The organism is Collinsella sp. SGI.178, assembly GCF_050313495.1.
In the GTDB taxonomy this organism is placed as follows: domain Bacteria; phylum Actinomycetota; class Coriobacteriia; order Coriobacteriales; family Coriobacteriaceae; genus Collinsella.
The window spans coordinates 25,482-43,297 of sequence record NZ_JBNPLM010000002.1; the positions used below are offsets into that span (position 1 = coordinate 25,482).

Annotated in this window: 17 protein-coding genes; 14 read left to right on the top strand and 3 right to left on the bottom strand. The window is 60.4% G+C overall.

Annotated elements, in window-relative coordinates:
- Window positions 1-4 precede the first annotated feature (4 nt).
- Both ispG and ACQRAQ_RS00890 read left to right on the top strand, forming a co-directional pair.
- Window positions 5-1,087 (top strand): flavodoxin-dependent (E)-4-hydroxy-3-methylbut-2-enyl-diphosphate synthase, encoded by a 1,083-nt coding sequence (gene ispG / locus ACQRAQ_RS00885; RefSeq protein WP_427793449.1) that lies wholly within the window; start codon window positions 5-7, stop codon window positions 1,085-1,087.
- On the top strand, window positions 1,088-2,809 hold the full coding sequence (locus tag ACQRAQ_RS00890; protein ID WP_427793451.1) for a proline--tRNA ligase: 1,722 nt from the start codon (window positions 1,088-1,090) through the stop codon (window positions 2,807-2,809).
- Between the two features lie 173 nt (window positions 2,810-2,982).
- Here ACQRAQ_RS00890 and ACQRAQ_RS00895 read toward each other — a convergent pair whose 3' ends face one another.
- Both ACQRAQ_RS00895 and adhE read right to left on the bottom strand, forming a co-directional pair.
- Window positions 2,983-3,747 carry an aminoglycoside phosphotransferase family protein gene (locus tag ACQRAQ_RS00895; protein ID WP_154516259.1) on the bottom strand — a complete coding sequence of 255 codons (765 nt, stop codon included), beginning with the start codon at window positions 3,745-3,747 and terminating at the stop codon, window positions 2,983-2,985.
- A gap of 87 nt (window positions 3,748-3,834) precedes the next feature.
- Window positions 3,835-6,483 carry a bifunctional acetaldehyde-CoA/alcohol dehydrogenase gene (gene adhE, locus ACQRAQ_RS00900; RefSeq protein ID WP_427793453.1) on the bottom strand — a complete coding sequence of 883 codons (2,649 nt, stop codon included), beginning with the start codon at window positions 6,481-6,483 and terminating at the stop codon, window positions 3,835-3,837.
- 330 nt (window positions 6,484-6,813) lie between these two features.
- Between adhE and ACQRAQ_RS00905 the strand changes: the two genes are divergently transcribed.
- The gene (locus ACQRAQ_RS00905) at window positions 6,814-7,590 is read left to right on the top strand and encodes a transposase (protein ID WP_427793454.1); all 777 of its coding nucleotides are present in this window, start codon (window positions 6,814-6,816) and stop codon (window positions 7,588-7,590) included.
- Window positions 7,591-7,786: 196 nt separating this feature from the next.
- Here the strand turns inward: ACQRAQ_RS00905 and rpmB are convergent, their stop codons facing one another.
- The gene (rpmB, locus tag ACQRAQ_RS00910) at window positions 7,787-7,975 is read right to left on the bottom strand and encodes a 50S ribosomal protein L28 (protein ID WP_022094725.1); all 189 of its coding nucleotides are present in this window, start codon (window positions 7,973-7,975) and stop codon (window positions 7,787-7,789) included.
- Window positions 7,976-8,425: 450 nt separating this feature from the next.
- On the opposite strand from rpmB, the gene pyrR reads away from it, so the two are divergent.
- From pyrR to ACQRAQ_RS00965, 11 genes are all read left to right on the top strand, one after another.
- A complete protein-coding gene (gene pyrR / locus ACQRAQ_RS00915) occupies window positions 8,426-9,010 on the top strand; it encodes a bifunctional pyr operon transcriptional regulator/uracil phosphoribosyltransferase PyrR (protein ID WP_138374176.1) in 585 nt (194 codons plus the stop codon).
- Between the two features lie 4 nt (window positions 9,011-9,014).
- Window positions 9,015-9,959, top strand: a complete 945-nt coding sequence (locus ACQRAQ_RS00920; RefSeq protein ID WP_427793456.1) for an aspartate carbamoyltransferase catalytic subunit — start codon at window positions 9,015-9,017, stop codon at window positions 9,957-9,959.
- Window positions 9,943-11,232, top strand: a complete 1,290-nt coding sequence (locus ACQRAQ_RS00925) for a dihydroorotase (protein ID WP_154516264.1) — start codon at window positions 9,943-9,945, stop codon at window positions 11,230-11,232. Before ACQRAQ_RS00920 ends, ACQRAQ_RS00925 begins: the two co-directional genes overlap by 17 nt.
- A 116-nt stretch (window positions 11,233-11,348) precedes the next feature.
- Window positions 11,349-12,116: a dihydroorotate dehydrogenase electron transfer subunit gene (locus tag ACQRAQ_RS00930; protein WP_427793552.1), complete on the top strand. Its 768-nt coding sequence runs from the start codon at window positions 11,349-11,351 to the stop codon at window positions 12,114-12,116.
- A gap of 14 nt (window positions 12,117-12,130) precedes the next feature.
- Window positions 12,131-13,039 carry a dihydroorotate dehydrogenase gene (locus ACQRAQ_RS00935; RefSeq protein ID WP_427793553.1) on the top strand — a complete coding sequence of 303 codons (909 nt, stop codon included), beginning with the start codon at window positions 12,131-12,133 and terminating at the stop codon, window positions 13,037-13,039.
- Window positions 13,033-13,749, top strand: a complete 717-nt coding sequence (pyrF, locus tag ACQRAQ_RS00940) for an orotidine-5'-phosphate decarboxylase (RefSeq protein ID WP_427793458.1) — start codon at window positions 13,033-13,035, stop codon at window positions 13,747-13,749. The genes ACQRAQ_RS00935 and pyrF overlap by 7 nt, the downstream gene beginning before the upstream one ends.
- A gap of 240 nt (window positions 13,750-13,989) precedes the next feature.
- Window positions 13,990-14,298 (top strand): integration host factor, actinobacterial type, encoded by a 309-nt coding sequence (mihF, locus tag ACQRAQ_RS00945; protein WP_006236130.1) that lies wholly within the window; start codon window positions 13,990-13,992, stop codon window positions 14,296-14,298.
- On the top strand, window positions 14,299-14,868 hold the full coding sequence (gene gmk, locus ACQRAQ_RS00950; RefSeq protein ID WP_370450596.1) for a guanylate kinase: 570 nt from the start codon (window positions 14,299-14,301) through the stop codon (window positions 14,866-14,868).
- A gap of 5 nt (window positions 14,869-14,873) precedes the next feature.
- Window positions 14,874-15,155, top strand: a complete 282-nt coding sequence (locus ACQRAQ_RS00955) for a DNA-directed RNA polymerase subunit omega (RefSeq protein WP_370450597.1) — start codon at window positions 14,874-14,876, stop codon at window positions 15,153-15,155.
- On the top strand, window positions 15,156-16,400 hold the full coding sequence (gene thiI, locus ACQRAQ_RS00960) for a tRNA uracil 4-sulfurtransferase ThiI (protein WP_427793460.1): 1,245 nt from the start codon (window positions 15,156-15,158) through the stop codon (window positions 16,398-16,400).
- Window positions 16,401-16,614: 214 nt separating this feature from the next.
- Window positions 16,615-17,325, top strand: a complete 711-nt coding sequence (locus ACQRAQ_RS00965; protein WP_427793461.1) for a helix-hairpin-helix domain-containing protein — start codon at window positions 16,615-16,617, stop codon at window positions 17,323-17,325.
- Window positions 17,326-17,816: the final 491 nt, after the last annotated feature.

The following is a 17,816-nucleotide window of genomic DNA, read 5'->3' on the forward strand; positions in this document are numbered from 1 at the left end:
TGGATTGTCTTTATCCCATCCTTTGCCTCGCGAGTTGACGCGCCCCGTGCATGTGGGCGGCGTGCAGATCGGTGGAGGCGCGCCGGTGGTGGTCCAATCCATGACCTGCACCGATACCGCTGATGCCCAGGCAACGCTTGCGCAAGTGTGCGCGTTGGCGCAGGCTGGCTGCGATATCGTGCGCGTGAGCGTGCCCACCGAGGCCGCACTTGAGGGTTTCCGCACCATCTGTGCCGAGTCTCCGGTGCCGATTGTTGCCGATATCCACTTTAACCATAAGCTCGCCATTGGTGCCGTTGAGGCCGGTGCTGCCAAGCTGCGCATCAATCCCGGCAATATCGGCGATTGGGCCAAGGTTGACGCGGTGATCGATGCTGCGGGTGCCGCGGGCTGTGCGATTCGTATCGGCGTCAATGCTGGTTCGCTTGAGCAGGATGTCGCTGAGCGTGACGACCTCACGCAGCCCGAAAAGCTCGTGATGTCGAGCGAACGTTTTGTCAAGCATTTTGAAGACCGCGGCTTTACGAACATTGTGCTTTCGGCCAAGGCCCATAGCGTGCAAACGACGCTCGACACCTATCGTGCCCTGTCGCGTGAGATTCCCCACGTTCCGCTCCACCTGGGCGTAACCGAGGCGGGTACCAAGCTGCAGGGCACCATCAAGAGCTCGGTGGGCCTTGGCATCCTGCTGTCCGAGGGAATCGGTGACACCATGCGCGTTTCGCTCACGGCCGATCCGGTTGAGGAGCCGCCGGTCGCCTGGGGAATTTTGCAGTCGCTGGGCCTTCGTCGCCGCGGCCCCGAGATTGTCTCGTGCCCCACGTGCGCCCGCTGTCAGGTTAATCTGATCCCAATCGCCGAGGAAGTAACCGAGCGGCTTAAGAACTATGCCGCGCCGCTTTCGATTGCCGTCATGGGATGTGCCGTTAATGGCCCCGGTGAGGCTTCTGATGCCGATCTGGGCGTTGCTTGCGGACGTGGCCAGGGCCTGCTCTTTTCGCACGGCCAGATCATTGGTAAAGTAGCGGAGGACCAAATTGTCGACGCGCTTATGGCCGAGGTCGACAAGCTTATTGAGGAGAATTAAATGACCCGAGCAATGTATATGTCTAAGCTGTATGCTCCGACGCTCAAAGAGGATCCGGCCGACGCTGAGCTTGCGAGCCATCGCCTGCTGCTCCGTGCCGGTATGATCCGCAAGGAGGCCGCCGGTCTCTATTCCTATCTGCCGCTCGCGTGGCGCTCGATTCGCAAGATTGAGAACATCGTGCGCGACGAGATGGACGCCGCCGGCGCCCAGGAGCTCATGATGCCCATCATGGTCGATGCCGAGCTGTGGCGCGAGTCCGGCCGTATCGATGCCTATGGCAAGGAGCTCGTGCGCTTTGATGACCGCCACGGCCGCGAGTTCGTGCTCGGCCCCACGCACGAGGAGACCGTGACTGCCCTGGTGCGCAACGAGCTGCGTTCATACAAGCAACTGCCGGTGAATCTCTATCACATCCAGGACAAGTTCCGCGACGAGTTCCGTCCCCGCTTTGGCCTGATGCGCGGTCGCGAGTTCATCATGAAAGACGCCTACAGCTTTTCTGCCACGCAGGAGAGCCTGCAGGAGGAGTACGACAAGATGAAGCAGGCCTACGCCAATATCTGCGAGCGCTGCTACATTAAGGCCCTGCCCGTCGTCGCCGATTCCGGCGAGATCGGTGGCGATACCTCCGTCGAGTTCATGGCGCTGGCAGAGGCCGGCGAGGCTTCGCTGGTCTACTGCGACGATTGTGGCTTTGCTGCCGATGACGAGGCGGCAAGCACCAAGGTCGTTGTGACAGAGGGCCCCGGCGACGGCACACTCACCAAGGTCGAGACTCCGGGTATGGGCACCATCGAGGCCGTCGCCAAGTTCTTCGGCTTCCCCGAGAACGGTACGCGCAAGTCGCTGGCTCTCATCGACGCCGAGGGCAAGCCGGTTGTGGCCATCGTTCCGGGCGATCATGAGCTCAACGACTGCAAGGCCGAGCATGTCTTTGGCAAGGGTTATCGCATGATGACCGACGAGGAGCTCCAGACCTACGGTCTGCATAAGGGCTTTATCGGACCGGTTAACCTGCCCGAGGGCATTCGTCTGGTCTGCGACGAGAGCCTGCGCGAGTCCAAGCAGTGGGCCTGCGGTGCAAACGAAGTCGACTATCACTTTACCGGTGCCTGCCCCGAGCGCGACTTTACCGTCGACGAGTGGGCCGACCTGGTTACCGTTGTTGCCGGCGACCCTTGCCCGCACTGCGGCAAGCCGCTCTCCGCTGCTCGCGGCATCGAGGTTTCCCAGGTCTTCCAGCTGGGCACCAAGTACTCCGAGGCCATGGGTGCCACCTTTATGGACGAGGACGGCAAGGAGAAGCCGCTTATCATGGGTTGCTACGGCGTGGGCGTGTCCCGCTCGCTCGCTGCCGTCGTGGAGCAGCACAACGACGAGCACGGTATCGTTTGGCCGGTCTCTGTTGCCCCGTACGAGGTTGCGGTGATTCCGCTCGACCCCAAGAAGGAGGAGTGCGCTTCTGTTTGCGATCAAATCGTCGAGGGTCTGTGCGTCGAGGGTATCGAGGTTGTCGTTGACGACCGTGACGAGCGTCCCGGCTTTAAGTTTGCCGACAACGACCTTATGGGCTTCCCTTATCAGGTGGTGCTCGGCAAGCGCGGCCTTAAGAACGGCACCGTCGAGCTCAAGGATCGTGCCACGGGCAAGCGCGAGGATGTGGCGATCGATGAGGTTGTCGCCAAGGTCGCTGAGCTTGTGAAAGCAGCACGCCGTTAATCGAGCCCGCTGCGTTTAGTGCACTTGTTAAGCGGCCCTGCGTCTCTCGAGGTAGAGATGCAGGGCCGCTTTTGCGTCTAAGGGACATTCGTTGCTAAAAGGAAAACCCCGCAGCCCATGCGAGCCGTGGGGTTTTCCTTTGTGCCTCCGATGCGAAATAAATCGCTCAGATATTACTGATAATCGACGACGTCGATCCAGTTCTTAAGGAACTCATCGTTCACGTTGCGCTTACGAGCGAGCTCGGAAGCGGCGACGATGCTCGTCCACTGACGCACGACCTGCATGGGCATGTCGGCGCGATCGCAGTAGAGCTCCAGGTAGGCCTCGGCCTGGTCCTTGCTGTTGAGGGCAAAGAGCAGGTAGGTGGTGGCAACGTCGGCAGCAGGGGAGCCCTGGGTGGCGTGTGCCCAGTCGCAGACGTACAGCTGGCCGTCGTCGCCAACGATGACGTTGGAGGGGTTGAAGTCGCCGTGGCAGACCTTGAACTCCTTGGTCATGCCGTCCAGACGCTCCTGAAGGTTGTAGCGCGTGGTGGCATTGAGCTGATCGAGGCTGTCGATCATGCGGGCGAACTTGTCGCGTTGACGGTTGAGTAGCGGGGAGGTGTAGCCGTGGATCTCGATCTGGAGGTCGACGAACATCTCGAGGTACTCACCAAAGCGCTGGGGCTCGGCAGTCATCTTCTCGGCAAGGGTGGTGCCCGGAACCTTCTCGGTCACGAGCGCCCAGCCGTTGGCGTTCTCGAGCTGAGAAACCTCGAGAGCCTTGGGGCTGCGGATGCCGCACTCATTGATGCGGGCAAGATTCAAAGCCTCGTTGAACACGTCGGAGACGGGCTTGGTCTCGTTAAAGACCTTGACGATCTTGTCGCCCAGGTCGTAAACGACTTTGTTGCCGCGACGGACGAGCTCGGTCTTGGATTCGGGGAGCAGCATGATTGCATCCTTTCAACGATGCGATAGAAGCAGCGGCGGGGGCGTGCGTGCGCCCGTTCACCCCCGCCGAAATAACCGTGCTAAAAACTAGCAGACGGCGTAGTCCTGGGGCTCGCGGCCATAGTAGGCGTCCAGGTAGAGCTCCTTGATCTCGCTCATGAGCGGGTAGCGCGGGTTAGCGCCGGTGCACTGGTCGTTGAATGCCTGCTCGGTCATCTCGTCGAGGGTGTCGAGGAAGTACTGCTCGTCAACACCGTAGTCGGCGATGGTCTTCTTGACACCGATGAAGTCCTTGAGCTCCTCGAGCTTCGTGATGAAGTTCTCGAAGACTTCCTTGTCGTCCTTGCCCTCGATGCCGCAGTACTTGGCCATCTCGGCGTAGTTGTGCAGCGCGTTGGGGTAAGGATACTGGGAGAACGTGCCCATCTTGACGGGGGCCTCGGCGGCGTTGTAGCGCATGACGCGAGTCAGGATGATGGCGTTGGCGATGCCGTGGGGCAGGTGATGGAAGGCACCGAGCTTGTGGGCCATGGAGTGGTTGAGGCCCAGGAAGGCGTTGGCGAAGGCCATACCGGCCATGCAGGAGGCGTTGTGCATCTCCTCGCGGGCATGCGGGTCCTTGGCGCCGTTTTCGAAGCTGGAGGGCAGGTTCTCGAAGACGAGCTTGGCAGCGCGCTCGGAGAGGCCCTTGGTGTAGTCGGAGGCCATGATGGAGACATAGGACTCGATGGCGTGGGTCATGACGTCGATGCCGGAGGCGGCGGTCAGGCCGCGCGGGGCGGTCATGCAGTTGTCGGCGTCAACGATAGCCATGTTGGGGAGCAGCGCGTAGTCGGCGAGCGGCCACTTGATGCCGGTCTCCTTGTCGGTGATGATGGCGAACGGCGTGCACTCGGAACCGGTGCCCGAAGAGGTCGGGACGGCGACGAAGTAGGCCTTCTTGCCCATCTCGGGGAAGGTGAAGATACGCTTGCGGATGTCCATGAAGTCCATGGCCATGTCCTCAAACTTGCACTCGGGGTGCTCGTACATCATCCACATGATCTTGCCGGCGTCCATAGCGGAGCCACCGCCGACGGCGATGATGACGTCCGGCTCAAAGAGAGCCATCTGCTTGGCGCCGCGACGTGCGCACTGCAGCGACGGATCGGGCTCGACGTCGTAGAAGCAGTCGTGGGCGATGCCCATCTCGTCGAGCTTGGCCTCGATGGCGCGGGTGTTGCCATTCTTGAAGAGGAACTGGTCGGTGACGATAAAGGCGCGCTTCTTGCCCATGACGCTGCCCAGCTCGTCGAGAGCGACGGGCGTGGAACCCTTCTTGAAGTAGACCTTCTCGGGAGCGCGGAACCACAGCATGTTCTCACGGCGCTCGGCCACAGTCTTAACGTTGATCAAGTGCTTCACCCCAACGTTCTCGGAGACGGAGTTGCCGCCCCAGGAGCCGCAGCCCAGGGTCAGAGACGGCTTCATGCCAAAGTTGTACAGGTCACCGATGCCGCCGTGCGAGGACGGGGTGTTGATGACGATACGGCAGGCCTTCATGACATGCTCGAACAGGCTGATCTTCTCGGCCTGGGCGGGATGCACGTACAGAGAGGCGGTGTGGCCCGGGCCACCGGCGAGTACCAGGCGCTCGGCCTTGTCGACGGCCTCCTGGAAGTCCTTGGCGTGATACATTGCCAGGACAGGGGAGAGCTTCTCGTGGGAGAACTCCTCCTTGGCGGGGTCGGTGGAGGTGACCTCGGCGATCAGGATCTTGGTCTTGGCGGGAACCTCGATACCGGCGAGCTCGGCGATCTTGGCGGCAGCCATGCCGGGGATGCGGTGATCGAGAGCGCCGTTCTTGAACATGGCGCCGCGCAGGGCCTCCATCTCGGCACCCTGCTTGACGAAGTAGCAGCCGCGCTTCTGGAATTCGGCCTTAACCTGGTCATAGATGGTGTCGATGACGGTCACGGACTGCTCGGAGGCGCAGATCATGCCGTTGTCGAAGGTCTTGGAGTGGATGATGGAGTTGACGGCGAGCAGCACGTCGGCGGTGTCGTCGATGATGACCGGGGTGTTACCGGCGCCAACGCCCAGGGCGGGCTTGCCCGAGGAGTAGGCGGCCTTGACCATGCCCGGGCCACCGGTGGCGAGGATGATGTCGACATCGCGCATGACCATGTTGGTCAGCTCGATGGAGGGGACATCGACCCAGCCGATGATGCCCTCGGGGGCGCCGGCCTTGACGGCGGCGTCAAGCACGAGCTTGGCGGCGGCGATGGTGCACTTGGCGGCAGCCGGGTGCGGGGAGATGATGATGGCGTTGCGGGTCTTCAGGCTGATCAGCGTCTTGAAGATCGCGGTGGAGGTGGGGTTGGTCGTCGGGATGACGGCGCCCACGATGCCGATGGGCTCAGCGATCTTGGTGATGCCGTAGGCCTCGTCGCGCTCAATGACACCACAGGTCTTGGTGTTCTTGTAAGCGTTGTAGATGTACTCTGCGGCGTAGTGGTTCTTGATGACCTTGTCCTCAAGAACGCCGCGACCGGTCTCCTCGATGGCCATCTTCGCCAGCGGGATACGAGCCTTGTTGGCGGCCATGGCGGCCTCGTAGAAGATCTTGTCGACCTGCTCCTGCGTGTACGTAGCAAAAAGCGCCTGGGCCTCTCGCATCTGAGCGAGCTTAGCCTCAAGCGCCTCTACGTTGTCCACAATTGCGGGAGTAGTGTTTTCCGGTGACTTTTTCACCATTTGTGTCTCCTTGCGATCGGAGATTTACCCTACGTGTTGCATGATAGCAAGAAATTATTCGGCGAACGGTAAGATTCCCGTAAAAGGCACACTAAAACGCTTCAATCTACTGAAGCGTTTTAATTAAAAATATCAGCCTGGCATCGGCCTGCTCATTGGGGACAGACTTATATGAGTGCTTTCACTCATTTGGGACAGACATCGTTTTGCCATTTCGCTGTTCTGGACCTGTTATTGCCGCTTATTGGATATAAATAGATCACAGGCTCAGCATTTCGCGTTGCTTCTCTCCTTTTAGGTGTTGCCTGTACAGTTTTGAAAGGAGAGATTATGCCCCGATGTGCCCGCGCCGTTTCGATCACCGGCTATTACCATGTTTATGACCGCGGCAATTCCAAGCAGATTATTTTTGAAGATGACTCCGACCGCTATCGTTTCTTGTCGGATATCTCGGACAGGTTTGCACGCCATAAAGTGGCGGTGTTAGCTTGGTGCCTTATGGACAACCACTTCCATTTGATGGTTGATGACCCTTATGACAACCTTTCAAAGGCGATGCAGTGCGCATTGACGGCGTATGCTAAGTATTTCAATGGGAAAACGGGAAGAACGGGTCATCTATTTGACAATCGCTATTCGCGGGTCGCGGTTGAGTCGGACACTCAGGCGGTGCAGTTGCTCGATTATATCCATCTCAATCCTGTGAAAGGTTCGCTCGACTCACTCGAGGCGTACCGATGGTCAAGCTTCAAGGCATATCAGCTGGGCTACGATCCCTTTGACATTTGTGATGCGGCCCCTATGCTCGATATTGTCGGAGGCTCCCGTTGCTATTGCGAACATCTCAAGGAAGCTGCCGGGCGCATCTGGTCGGTGGAGGTTCTTCCACGCCGTCGGATCCCCGATGAGGAGGTCCTTTCCGTTGCGCGCGAAGTCCTGCCGAGCATAGATCCTACGCTGCTTAAGGCCCTGCCACGCCCCGAACGCGATGCCTGCCTGCTGAGGCTCAGGCAGGCACATCTCACGGTCAAGCAAATTGCCCGTATCACCGGTATCGGCGCTACAAGTGTGACCAAGGCCACCGCGGGCTGGAAGGAAGCTGCGTGAGGCAGGGGCCGGAGCTAGTCGGGGCGCCGCAGACACGCATCATGTCTGTCCCCAATGAGTGAAAACACCCATGTAAGTCTGTCCCCAATGAGTGCAAAAAGGCGCCCTCCACAAGAGAGGACGCCTTTGGTAAGTTCTATGTGAACGCGAGGTCTTTGACCCGGAGAGTCCGAGGTACTTGTTGGTAAGACCTTATTTAGGAGCGCGCAACCTTGCCAGACTTAAGGCAGGTGGAGCAAACGTTCATCTTGCGACGGTGACCATCGACGACGACGTAGACGCGCTGGATGTTGGGGCGGAACTTACGGTTGGTGACGCGGTGAGAGTGGCTGATGGAGCGACCGGCAACGGGGTGCTTACCGCAAACTTCGCAAACTTTGGACATAACTGACCCTCCTTGGGCGACAAACGAACATGTCGCGTTAACAAACAAGCCTGAACTATAGCACAGAAGCAGCTCCCTGTGCGTAATCTACACAGAGATATTTCTCTTATGGCGATAGTGCCCACGCTACGGCCCTGGACGTAGATCCGTTTTGCGTGTAGCAGAGGGGATTATGCCAGCTCGCATCGACGTTTTCAAGCTTGTCCCGCAAATATATATAGGTTTATGGAGCGTTGAGTCCGTTTGCGGATTGCTCCGTATTAATGCTCGCAATTAAGCTCGGGGTTGGCTACACTATCCCTTGACCATTAAAGGGGTACGAGATACCCACATGGATTTATATTGCTGCCATAGAGCAGTCCTTCCTGTGGGTGTCTGGTCCGCTTTGAGCGGTCGGGCATCTATTTTTTTGACTGTATCAGCAGTCAAGACATGTGAGGAAGGAGATCGATGGGCACGACTTCCCCCAAGGCGGTCATCATGGACGAGACCGCCGTCAACCGAGCGATGACCCGCATCGCGCACGAGATTCTCGAGCGCAACGAGGGCTGTGAAGACCTCGCTCTGGTCGGCATCGTCACGCGCGGCGACCTTCTGGCAAAGAAGCTTGCCGAGGCGATCAAGGAGATCGAGGGTGTTGACGTTCCGCTCGGCAGCCTGGACATCAGCTTCTACCGCGATGACTATGCGACTAACTTCGCTCCCGCGATCCACGCTACCAACATTCCCTTCAGCGTCGACGGCAAGCGCGTCGTTTTGGTGGACGACATCCTGTACACGGGCCGCACCATCCGCGCCGCTCTGGACGCCGTTATGGACCTGGGCCGTCCGAGCCGCATCGAGCTGGCAGTTCTCGTTGACCGCGGTCACCGCGAGCTCCCTATCTCGCCGGACTTTGTCGGCAAGAACGTTCCCTCGTCGCACGAGGAGAACGTGCACCTATATATGAAGGAAGTCGACGGCCGTACCGCTGTCGAGATCAACGACGTCGCGCCGGGTTCCCACGTGGGCTCCGCGCCGCTGGGAGGTGAGTAGTACCGTGGCGTTCAATCATAAGCACCTGATCGACATTACCGAGTACTCCGAAGAGGACATCAAGCTCATCCTCGAGACCGCCAAGGCGTTCTCCGAGGTCAACGAGCGTGCCATCAAGAAGGTCCCCACGCTCAAGGGCAAGACCATCGTCAATATGTTCAATGAGCCCTCGACGCGTACCCGCAGCTCCTTCGAGCTTGCCGAGAAGCGTCTTTCGGCCGACAGCCTCAACTTTGGCGGCTCCTCGACCTCCACGGTCAAGGGCGAGAGCCTCGTCGATACCGTCGAGACGCTCAACGCCTACAAGATCGACTGCATCGTCGTGCGCGACAAACATGCCGGTGCTCCCTACATCGTCACGCAGAATTCGCCCGCGAGTGTTATCTGCGCCGGTGACGGTAAGCACAATCACCCCACGCAGGCTCTGCTCGACCTGTACACCATCTGGGAGCACAAGGGTGACTTCCACGGTCTGAAAGTCGCCGTCGTCGGCGACATCGCCCACTCCCGCGTTTGCGGCTCGCTGATCCCCGCGTTGAAGATCATGGGCTGCGAGACCTACGCCGTCGCCCCCGGCACGCTGCTGCCGCCGGCGCCCGAGGTTCTGGGCTGCGACCACGTGACGAGCGACCTCGATTCCGTCATGCCCGAGCTGGACGTCGTCTACATGCTGCGCGTACAGCAGGAGCGCCTCGAGGGTGCCCCGTTCCCGACCATTCGCGAGTACCACAAGCTCTTCGGCCTGACCAAGGACCGTGAGAAGCTCATGAAGCCCGACGCGATCATTTGCCACCCGGGTCCCATCAACCGCGGCGTCGAGTTCGACTCCTATATGGCCGACCACCCGCAACGCTCCGTCATCCTGGAGCAGGTCTACGCCGGTATCTGCGTGCGTATGGCTATCCTGTATCTGCTGCTTGGAGGTGCCGATAATGGCCTTGCTTCTTAAGAATGCCCACGTCGTCGATCCGTCCGTCGAGCTTGACGGGGTCGTTGACGTCCTGATCGACGGCGACAAGATCGCCGAGGTCGGCGAGAACCTCGCCGCCGAGGGAGCCGAGGTCCGCGACCTTTCCGGTAAGTACCTTGTCCCTGGCCTGGTGGACATGCACGTCCACCTGCGCGAGCCCGGCTACGAGGTTAAAGAGGACATCGAGAGCGGCACCCGCGCAGCTGCCAAGGGCGGCTTCACTGGCGTGTGCGCCATGCCCAACACCGACCCCGTTACCGATAACGGTACCGTTGTTGAGTTCGTCAAGTCCCGCGCTGCCGAGGTCGGCCACTGCCGCGTCTATCCTTCTGGCGCCATGACCCGCGGTCTTAAGGGCGAGGCTATGTCCGAGATGGGCGATATGGTCGCCCACGGCGCCGTCGCCTTCACCGACGACGGTCGCGGCGTGCAGGGTGCGGGCATGCTCCGTCGCTGCATGGACTACGGCAAGATGTTCGGCAAGGTCTTCATGAGCCATTGCCAGGACGAGGACCTGGTCGGCCACGGCCAGATCAACGAGGGCAAGGTTTCGACTCGTCTGGCCCTCGAGGGCTGGCCGGCTGCCGGCGAGGAGCTCCAGATCGCCCGCGACATCGAGATCGCAAAACTGACCGGTGCCAAGCTGCACATCCAGCACATCTCCACCGCCCATGGCCTGGAGCTCGTGCGTGCCGGCAAGGCCGCTGGCGTTCAGGTTACCTGCGAGGCCACCCCGCATCACATGTTCCTGACCGAGAACGACCTGGACGAGACCTACAACACCTCGCTCAAGGTTAACCCGCCGCTGCGTACCGACGAGGATGCCGAGGCCATCCGCCAGGGTGTCATCGACGGTACCGTCGACGTCATCGTCACCGATCACGCTCCTCACACGCCGTGGGAGAAAGCCCGTGAGTTCGAGCTCGCGCCCTTTGGCATGATCGGCCTCGAGACCTCGCTGTCGCTCGTGCTCACCGAGCTGGTCAACACGGGCAAGATGGGTATGGGCCGCATGGTCGAGCTCATGGCTATTAAGCCGCGTGAGATCCTGGGCCTTGATCAGGTTCAGGTCAAGGCGGGCTCTGTTGCCGACCTGACCGTCTTCGACGCGTCTGTCACCTGGACGGTCGGCGAGGACGGTTACGAGTCGCGCGCCGAGAACTCCGGTTTTGCCGGCCGCACGCTCACCGGTCGTGCCACCGATGTGTTTGTCGGCGGTAAACAGACGCTTGCCGACGGCTGCATCTGCTAGCATAGCCTTATCGCTTTTGCGCGCGGTGCCCTTGCGGTGCCGCGCTTTCTGTTCGTTTGGTCCATGCAACTGCATGGGGGATTGGAGCGTCTATGCCCACACCTTCCACTGCACGCATGCACGACTTCGAGGTCGTCTCGAACCAGGAGATCGCCGACGGCATCTTCTCGCTCGTTATTTCGGCCCCCAAGCTTGCAAGTGCGCTCAAGCCCGGTCAGTTTGTGAACATCGCCGTGCCCGGCGATGCCTCTTCGCTGCTTCGCGTGCCCTTGAGCTTCTATCGCTCTGACGCCGAGGCCGGTACCGTCGAGCTGTGGTACGCCGTCGTGGGCGATGACACCCGTCGTCTGTCGCAGATGGGCCCCGGCTCCAAGTCCAACCTGTTGGGCCCTGGCGGCCGCGGCTGGCTGGTACCCGAGGGCACCAGGAAGGCGCTGCTCGTGGCGGGCGGCATCGGTGTTCCGCCCGTGCTGTGCCTCGCTGGCATGCTTGCCGAGCAGGGCGTGGCCGTTGATGTGTGCCTGGGTTTTGGCACCGCGTCCAAGGTCGTGGGCGTCGATGAGTTCCGCGCGCTGGGAGCCACGGTCAACGTGTGCACCGACGACGGCTCGTTGGGTACGCACGGCTTTTGCACCGATCCTGCCGCTGAGCTGCTCGGCAAGGGCGGTTACGACTACGTCGCCAGCTGTGGTCCCGCCGTTATGATGAAGAAAGTCGCCGCCGCTGCCGCCGAGGCCGGCGCGTACTGCGAGGTGTCGCTCGAGCGCATGATGAGCTGCGGCTTTGGCGCCTGCAACACCTGCAATGTCGAGACGGTCGACGGTATGAAGGGTGCCTGCATGTGCGGCCCCGTGTTTGATGCTTCCAAGGTGGTGGTCTTCTAGTGGGTACCGTGAATATGTCCGTCGATTTCGGCGGCGTCAAGATGCAGAACCCCATCAACACCGCAGCCGGTACCTTTGGCTACGGTTGGCAGTTCCAGAACTTCTTTGATGTCTCCCAGCTGGGTGCCATCACCACCAAGGGTTGCGCTGCCGAGCCCTGGCCCGGCAATCCTGCACCCCGCATGGCCGAGATCCCCGGCGGCATGATCAATTCCGTGGGCCTGCAGAACCCCGGTGTGGCCGCTTTCGCCCGCGAGTCCGGTCCGTGGCTCGAGCAGCTCTCCAAGGACGGTTGCCAGGTCATCTGCCAGGTTGCCGGTCACTCCGTTGATGAGTTCGTGCGCGCGCTCGATATGTATGTCGAGCTGTGCCCCTGGGCTGCCGGCTATGAGATCAACGTGAGCTGCCCCAACATTGCCGCCGGCGGTGCCGCCATGGGCTCCACGCCCGAGGGCGCCTCTTCCGTTATGGCTGCCTGCCGCAAGGTGACCGATAAGCCGCTGTTCGTTAAGATGGCTCCGGTCAACGTCGCCGAGATCGCCCGCGCCCTCGAGGCTGCCGGCGCCGACGGCCTTTCGGTCATCAACTCCATCCAGGGCATGGCCATTGACGTGCACACCCGCAAGTCCCGTGTGGCCAAGCCCAAGGGCGGCCTTTCGGGCCCGCTGTGCCACCACATCGCCGTGCGCATGGTCTGGGAGGTCGCCCAGGCCGTCGATATCCCCATCAACGGTGTCGGCGGTGTCATGACCGGCGAGGATGCGGCCGAGTTTATCCTGGCCGGCGCCACCTGCGTGTCGGTCGGCATGGCCAACTTCGTTGACCCGTGTGCTTCGCTTAAGATCGCGCACGAGCTCGAGGCCTGGGCGGAGTCCCAGGGCGTAAAGGACATCAACGAGCTGGTAGGTGCGTTCGAATGCTAGAGACCGATGCCCGCGACCGTGTTATCGTCGCCCTCGACTGCGACCGTGAGCGCGCACTCGAACTCGCCCATGAGCTTTCGGGCCATGCCGCCTGGCTCAAGGTGGGCATGACGCTCTATTACGCCGAGGGTCCCGAGATCGTCAAGACGTTTAAGGATTTGGGCTTTAAGGTCTTCCTCGACCTCAAGTTCCATGACATTCCGCATCAGGTGCGCGGTGCCGCTCGCTCGGCCTCGCTTGCCGGTGCCGACCTGCTCTCGGTCCACGGCTTGGGTTCGGGCGCCATGCTCGCTGCCTGCCGCGAGGGTGCCGAGGAGGCGCGCGAGGACCGCGCCAAGCTCGTCGCCATCACCGTACTTACGAGCATGAATCAGGATGCGCTGGCGGAGATCGGCATCGAGTCGCCCGTGGCCGAGGAGGCCGCTCGCCTGGCAAAGCTCGCTCAGGCCAACGGCATCGACGGTATCGTGTGCTCGCCGATGGAGGCTCACGACATGCGTGAGCTGCTCGGCCCCGACGCGCTGATCGTGACTCCGGGTGTGCGTCCGGTGGGTACCGCCCTGGGCGATCAATCCCGTGTGGCGACACCTTCCCAGGCTATCGAGCGCGGTGCGAGCCACATCGTGGTGGGCCGTCCTATTACCGGCTCCGACGATCCGGTTGCGGCCTTTGACGCCATCGTCGCCGAGCTGGTCGAAAACGTCGCGTAAAAGATTCCCTCAAGTCACCACTTTTGCGTCTTATTAGCACAAATTAGCCCTTGTGCCTGCGAAAACTTTCCCATCCTTTGTGTGGAATCACAGGTCAGGGGCTCAACTTTGACCTCCGTATATTGCACTTTTCGCAGGTATCGTCTAACCTATGGAGCCGTCGATTGGGCATTTAGTGCGTTTGACGTGCTAAAATGCCAATTATTGCATCAGATATAACCCAACTATTTGGAGGTTCGAATGGCACTCCCTCAGCTTACCGACGAGCAGCGTAAGCAGGCTCTTGAGAAGGCTGCCGCCGCACGTCACGCCCGCGCTGAGCTTCGCGAGCAGATCAAGAAGGGCGAGAAGTCCCTCGAGTCCGTGCTCAACTCCGATGATCCCATCGCTTCCCGCATGAAGGTTTCCACCCTCATCGAGTCTCTGCCCGGTTATGGCAAGGCCAAGGCCGCCAAGATCATGGAGGAGCTCGGCATCTCCGCTACCCGTCGCGTCCAGGGCCTCGGCGTCCGTCAGCGCGAGCAGCTCCTCGAGCAGCTGACCAAATAAGTGAGCGCTCAGGATTCAAAGCTCTTTGTGATTTCTGGACCGTCAGGTGCAGGCAAGGGCACGCTCGTCACTCGTGTGCGCGAGCGCCGCTCGAACCTGGGCCTGACGGTTTCGGCTACCACGCGAGCGCCACGTAAAGGTGAGGTCGACGGCGTCAACTACTTTTTCCTGACGCGCGAGGAGTTCGACCGCCGCGTGGCAAACGGTGAGTTTGTTGAGTGGGCCGAGGTCCACGGTAACTGCTACGGTACGTTGGTGAGCGAGGTCGCATCCAAGCTCGCCTCTGGCTCGTCTCTGATTTTGGAGATTGATGTCCAGGGCGCCCTGCAGGTCAAGGAGCGTTTCCCCGAGGCCGTGTTGATCTTTATCAAGCCGCCTTCGCTTGAGGTGTTACGCGATCGCCTGGTCGGTCGCGGTACCGAGACGCCCGAGACGATCGAGCTGCGTATGGCAAACGCCGCCGATGAACTTGCCCTTGCCGACCGCTACGACGACGTCGTGGTGAATGACGATCTCGACCGCGCGACCGATGAGCTCGTTCGCGTTCTCGATATGCATGAAAGGATCTGAGGTCCGTGTCCGTTGTAAAGCCTTGTATTGACGATCTTCTGGAGAAGACCGATCACAACCGCTTCCTGCTCGCCTCGCTTGCCTCCAAGCGCGCCTGCGACATTAACAGCATGCTGCGTGGCCAGCACAACCGCGTGCTTGCCGTTCAGGATGTCGATGACATTACCATTGGCCTCTCCGGCGCCGATACCATCTCGATGGCTATGGACGAGATTGTCGACGGCGATATCTCCTACGACGAGGCTCGTTACAAGAAGGCGCTCGGCCACAAGGTTGCTGAAGCCTAAATGGCAGCTCGCGTCTGCCTGGTCCACTATCACGAGGTTGGACTGAAGGGCAAGAACCGCGCACATTTTGAGCATATCCTCATGGATAACATCAAGGCGGCCTTGGCCGCCTTTTCCGTGAATGCCGTGTCTCGAATTTCCGGTTATATCCTCGTGACCTTTAACGAGCATCAGGCCGACGAGGCGGCGCGTGTCATTCGCACCGTCCCCGGCGTTGCCCGCGTGTCCCTGGCATATCACACCAACCGCGACCCGCAGGAGTACTGCGCCGCCGCCGTGAAGGCGCTGCGTGAGTTTGGTCCCTTCGATTCGTTTAAGGTGCATGCCAAACGCTCTAACACCGACTACGAGCTCACCTCGATTGATATCAATCGTCAGGTTGGCGAGGTACTGTGCGAGGCCTTCCCCGATAAAAAGGTCCAGATGCACGACCCCGACGCGATGGTGCACGTACTGGTGGTCCAGGGTAGCGTTTACGTGTATGCGCGCTCCGAGCGCGGCGTGGGCGGTCTGCCGGTGGGTTCCGCCGGCAAGGTTGTGACGCTTCTGTCGTCGGGCATCGATTCTCCGGTGGCGACCTGGATGCTCGCGCGTCGCGGCGCGGTGTGCGTGCCGGTACATTTCTCCGGTCGTCCGCAGACACCCGATACAAGCGAGTATTTGGTGCAGGACATTATCCGTGCGCTTGCGCCGGGCGTCCAGATCGGCCGTCTGTATGTGGTGCCGTTTGGCGATTGCCAGCGTGAGATTTCCGTGGCCTGCCCCAGCAACCTGCGCGTGATCATGTATCGCCGCATTATGTATTCGGTTGCCGAGCGCATTGCGCATATCGAGGGCGCCAAGGCTGTCGTGACCGGTGAATCGCTCGGTCAGGTTGCCTCCCAGACGCTCGAGAACATTATGGCCGTCAACGAGGCCGTCAAGATCCCCGTGTTCCGCCCGCTGATCGGTTCGGACAAGCAGGAGATCATCGCGCGTGCCGAGGAAATCGGTACCTTCGATATCTCGACCGAGGCTGCTCCCGATTGCTGCACGCTTTTTATGCCGCGCCGCCCCGAGACGCACGCAAAACTCGATGCCGTGCATGAGGCGTGGGAGCTGTTCGATCACGAGGAGATGATTGAGCGCTTGCTCAAACAGACCGAGTACATCGACTTCGAGAGCAACACGTACAAGGCTCCTAAGACCTTAAAACGTAAACATCCTCAGCTTGCTCCACGTGAGATTTACCAAGATCACGAATAATGTTGTGTATAGACCGGCGGTGCATTTGTATCGTCGGTCTTAATCTACCTGGGCATTAGGCGATAAACGGTTCATTTGTCGACGTGTATCTGAATAAATGGACACTATCCTGCAAGGTTTTGGTCAGCTTTTGGTTTGACTTCGATAACCGGTGTGGGCGTGCGGAGGCTACGGCGCTCGTTTCCTGACACGATGGTGTTGGGAGGTGTTTGCTATGGCGCAACGCGAGCAACACGAACGGGTTAAACGGATGGACCGCTGGGCAGAAAAGCTGCTCGGCCATAAGGCGATGGTCGTGGCGATTCTGATTGTCATTGCCGCCGCGAGCGGCTTGGCGATGGCAAGTTTTGGTGGCCGCTCCAGCGGCGTGTCGTTTGAGCGTAGTGATGAGGCGGGCGCCTCGGATGTGCGCGGGGCCGGGGATGGGTTACCTGGTGATGCCGATGAGTCGTCTGCCAAGAGTTCTTCTGCTGCTGAGGTGTACGTCGATGTCGATGGCGCCGTTGCGAGGCCTGGCGTGTACCGGCTCAAAGACGGAGCGCGGGTGTCCCAAGCGATCGATGCCGCCGGAGGGCTCACGGCTGAGGCGGATGTGACAGGGCTTAATCGTGCGTCCAAGATCACAGATGGTCAAAAGATCTATGTTCCGATGGTGGGGGAGCAACAAGCGGCTGCGGCGGTCGGCGGGGTCGATAGCGGTGCTGCCATGACTGCTGGTGCGGGGTCTTCGTCGGGGCTTGTGAATATCAATACGGCAAGCGCGGCGGAACTGCAGACGCTTTCGGGCATCGGGCCTTCTACGGCCCAGTCGATTATCGATGAGCGGACTCAAAACGGGGCCTTTGCCTCGGTCGATGACCTCATGCGCGTATCGGGGATCGGTGAGAAAAAGCTCGCCAAAATTAAAGATTGCATCTGCGTATGAGTGTGTCCGAGCGCGAGCATGTGATGCCGCCGCGGCCCCTGATGCCGTGGACGATGGCCCTTTGTTCTGGCTTGTGTGCGAGCTGCGGCCTGGTGCTTAACGTGGCAGCCGATTTGCTGCTGGGAGAGCGGGCAGCGCCCGTCACATTGCTTATGGCCATTCCCGTTGCGGCTGCCGCGTGTATCGTATTGGCTCGGTTTTGTATGCGTCTTGTGCGGTGGAGGCGATGGCTGTATGCCGCGGCCCTCGGCCTCCTGGCGGGAGCGGTCGTGTCCGCGGGTTGGGCGATAGGGGCGCTGCGTGCTTCGGGGGCACTGGATAATCGAGCTGCGAGCAGTCTCGAGTTTGTTGTACAGGGCGATCCATCCATCAATGACGGGACGTACTCCTATACCTGTGATTCATATGCGGGTGGAAAGCGCTTGGGCGAGATACGACTGTCGTGTGACCGTGAGCTCGGCGCCGGTTCGCATGTGCATGCTATCGGTCGA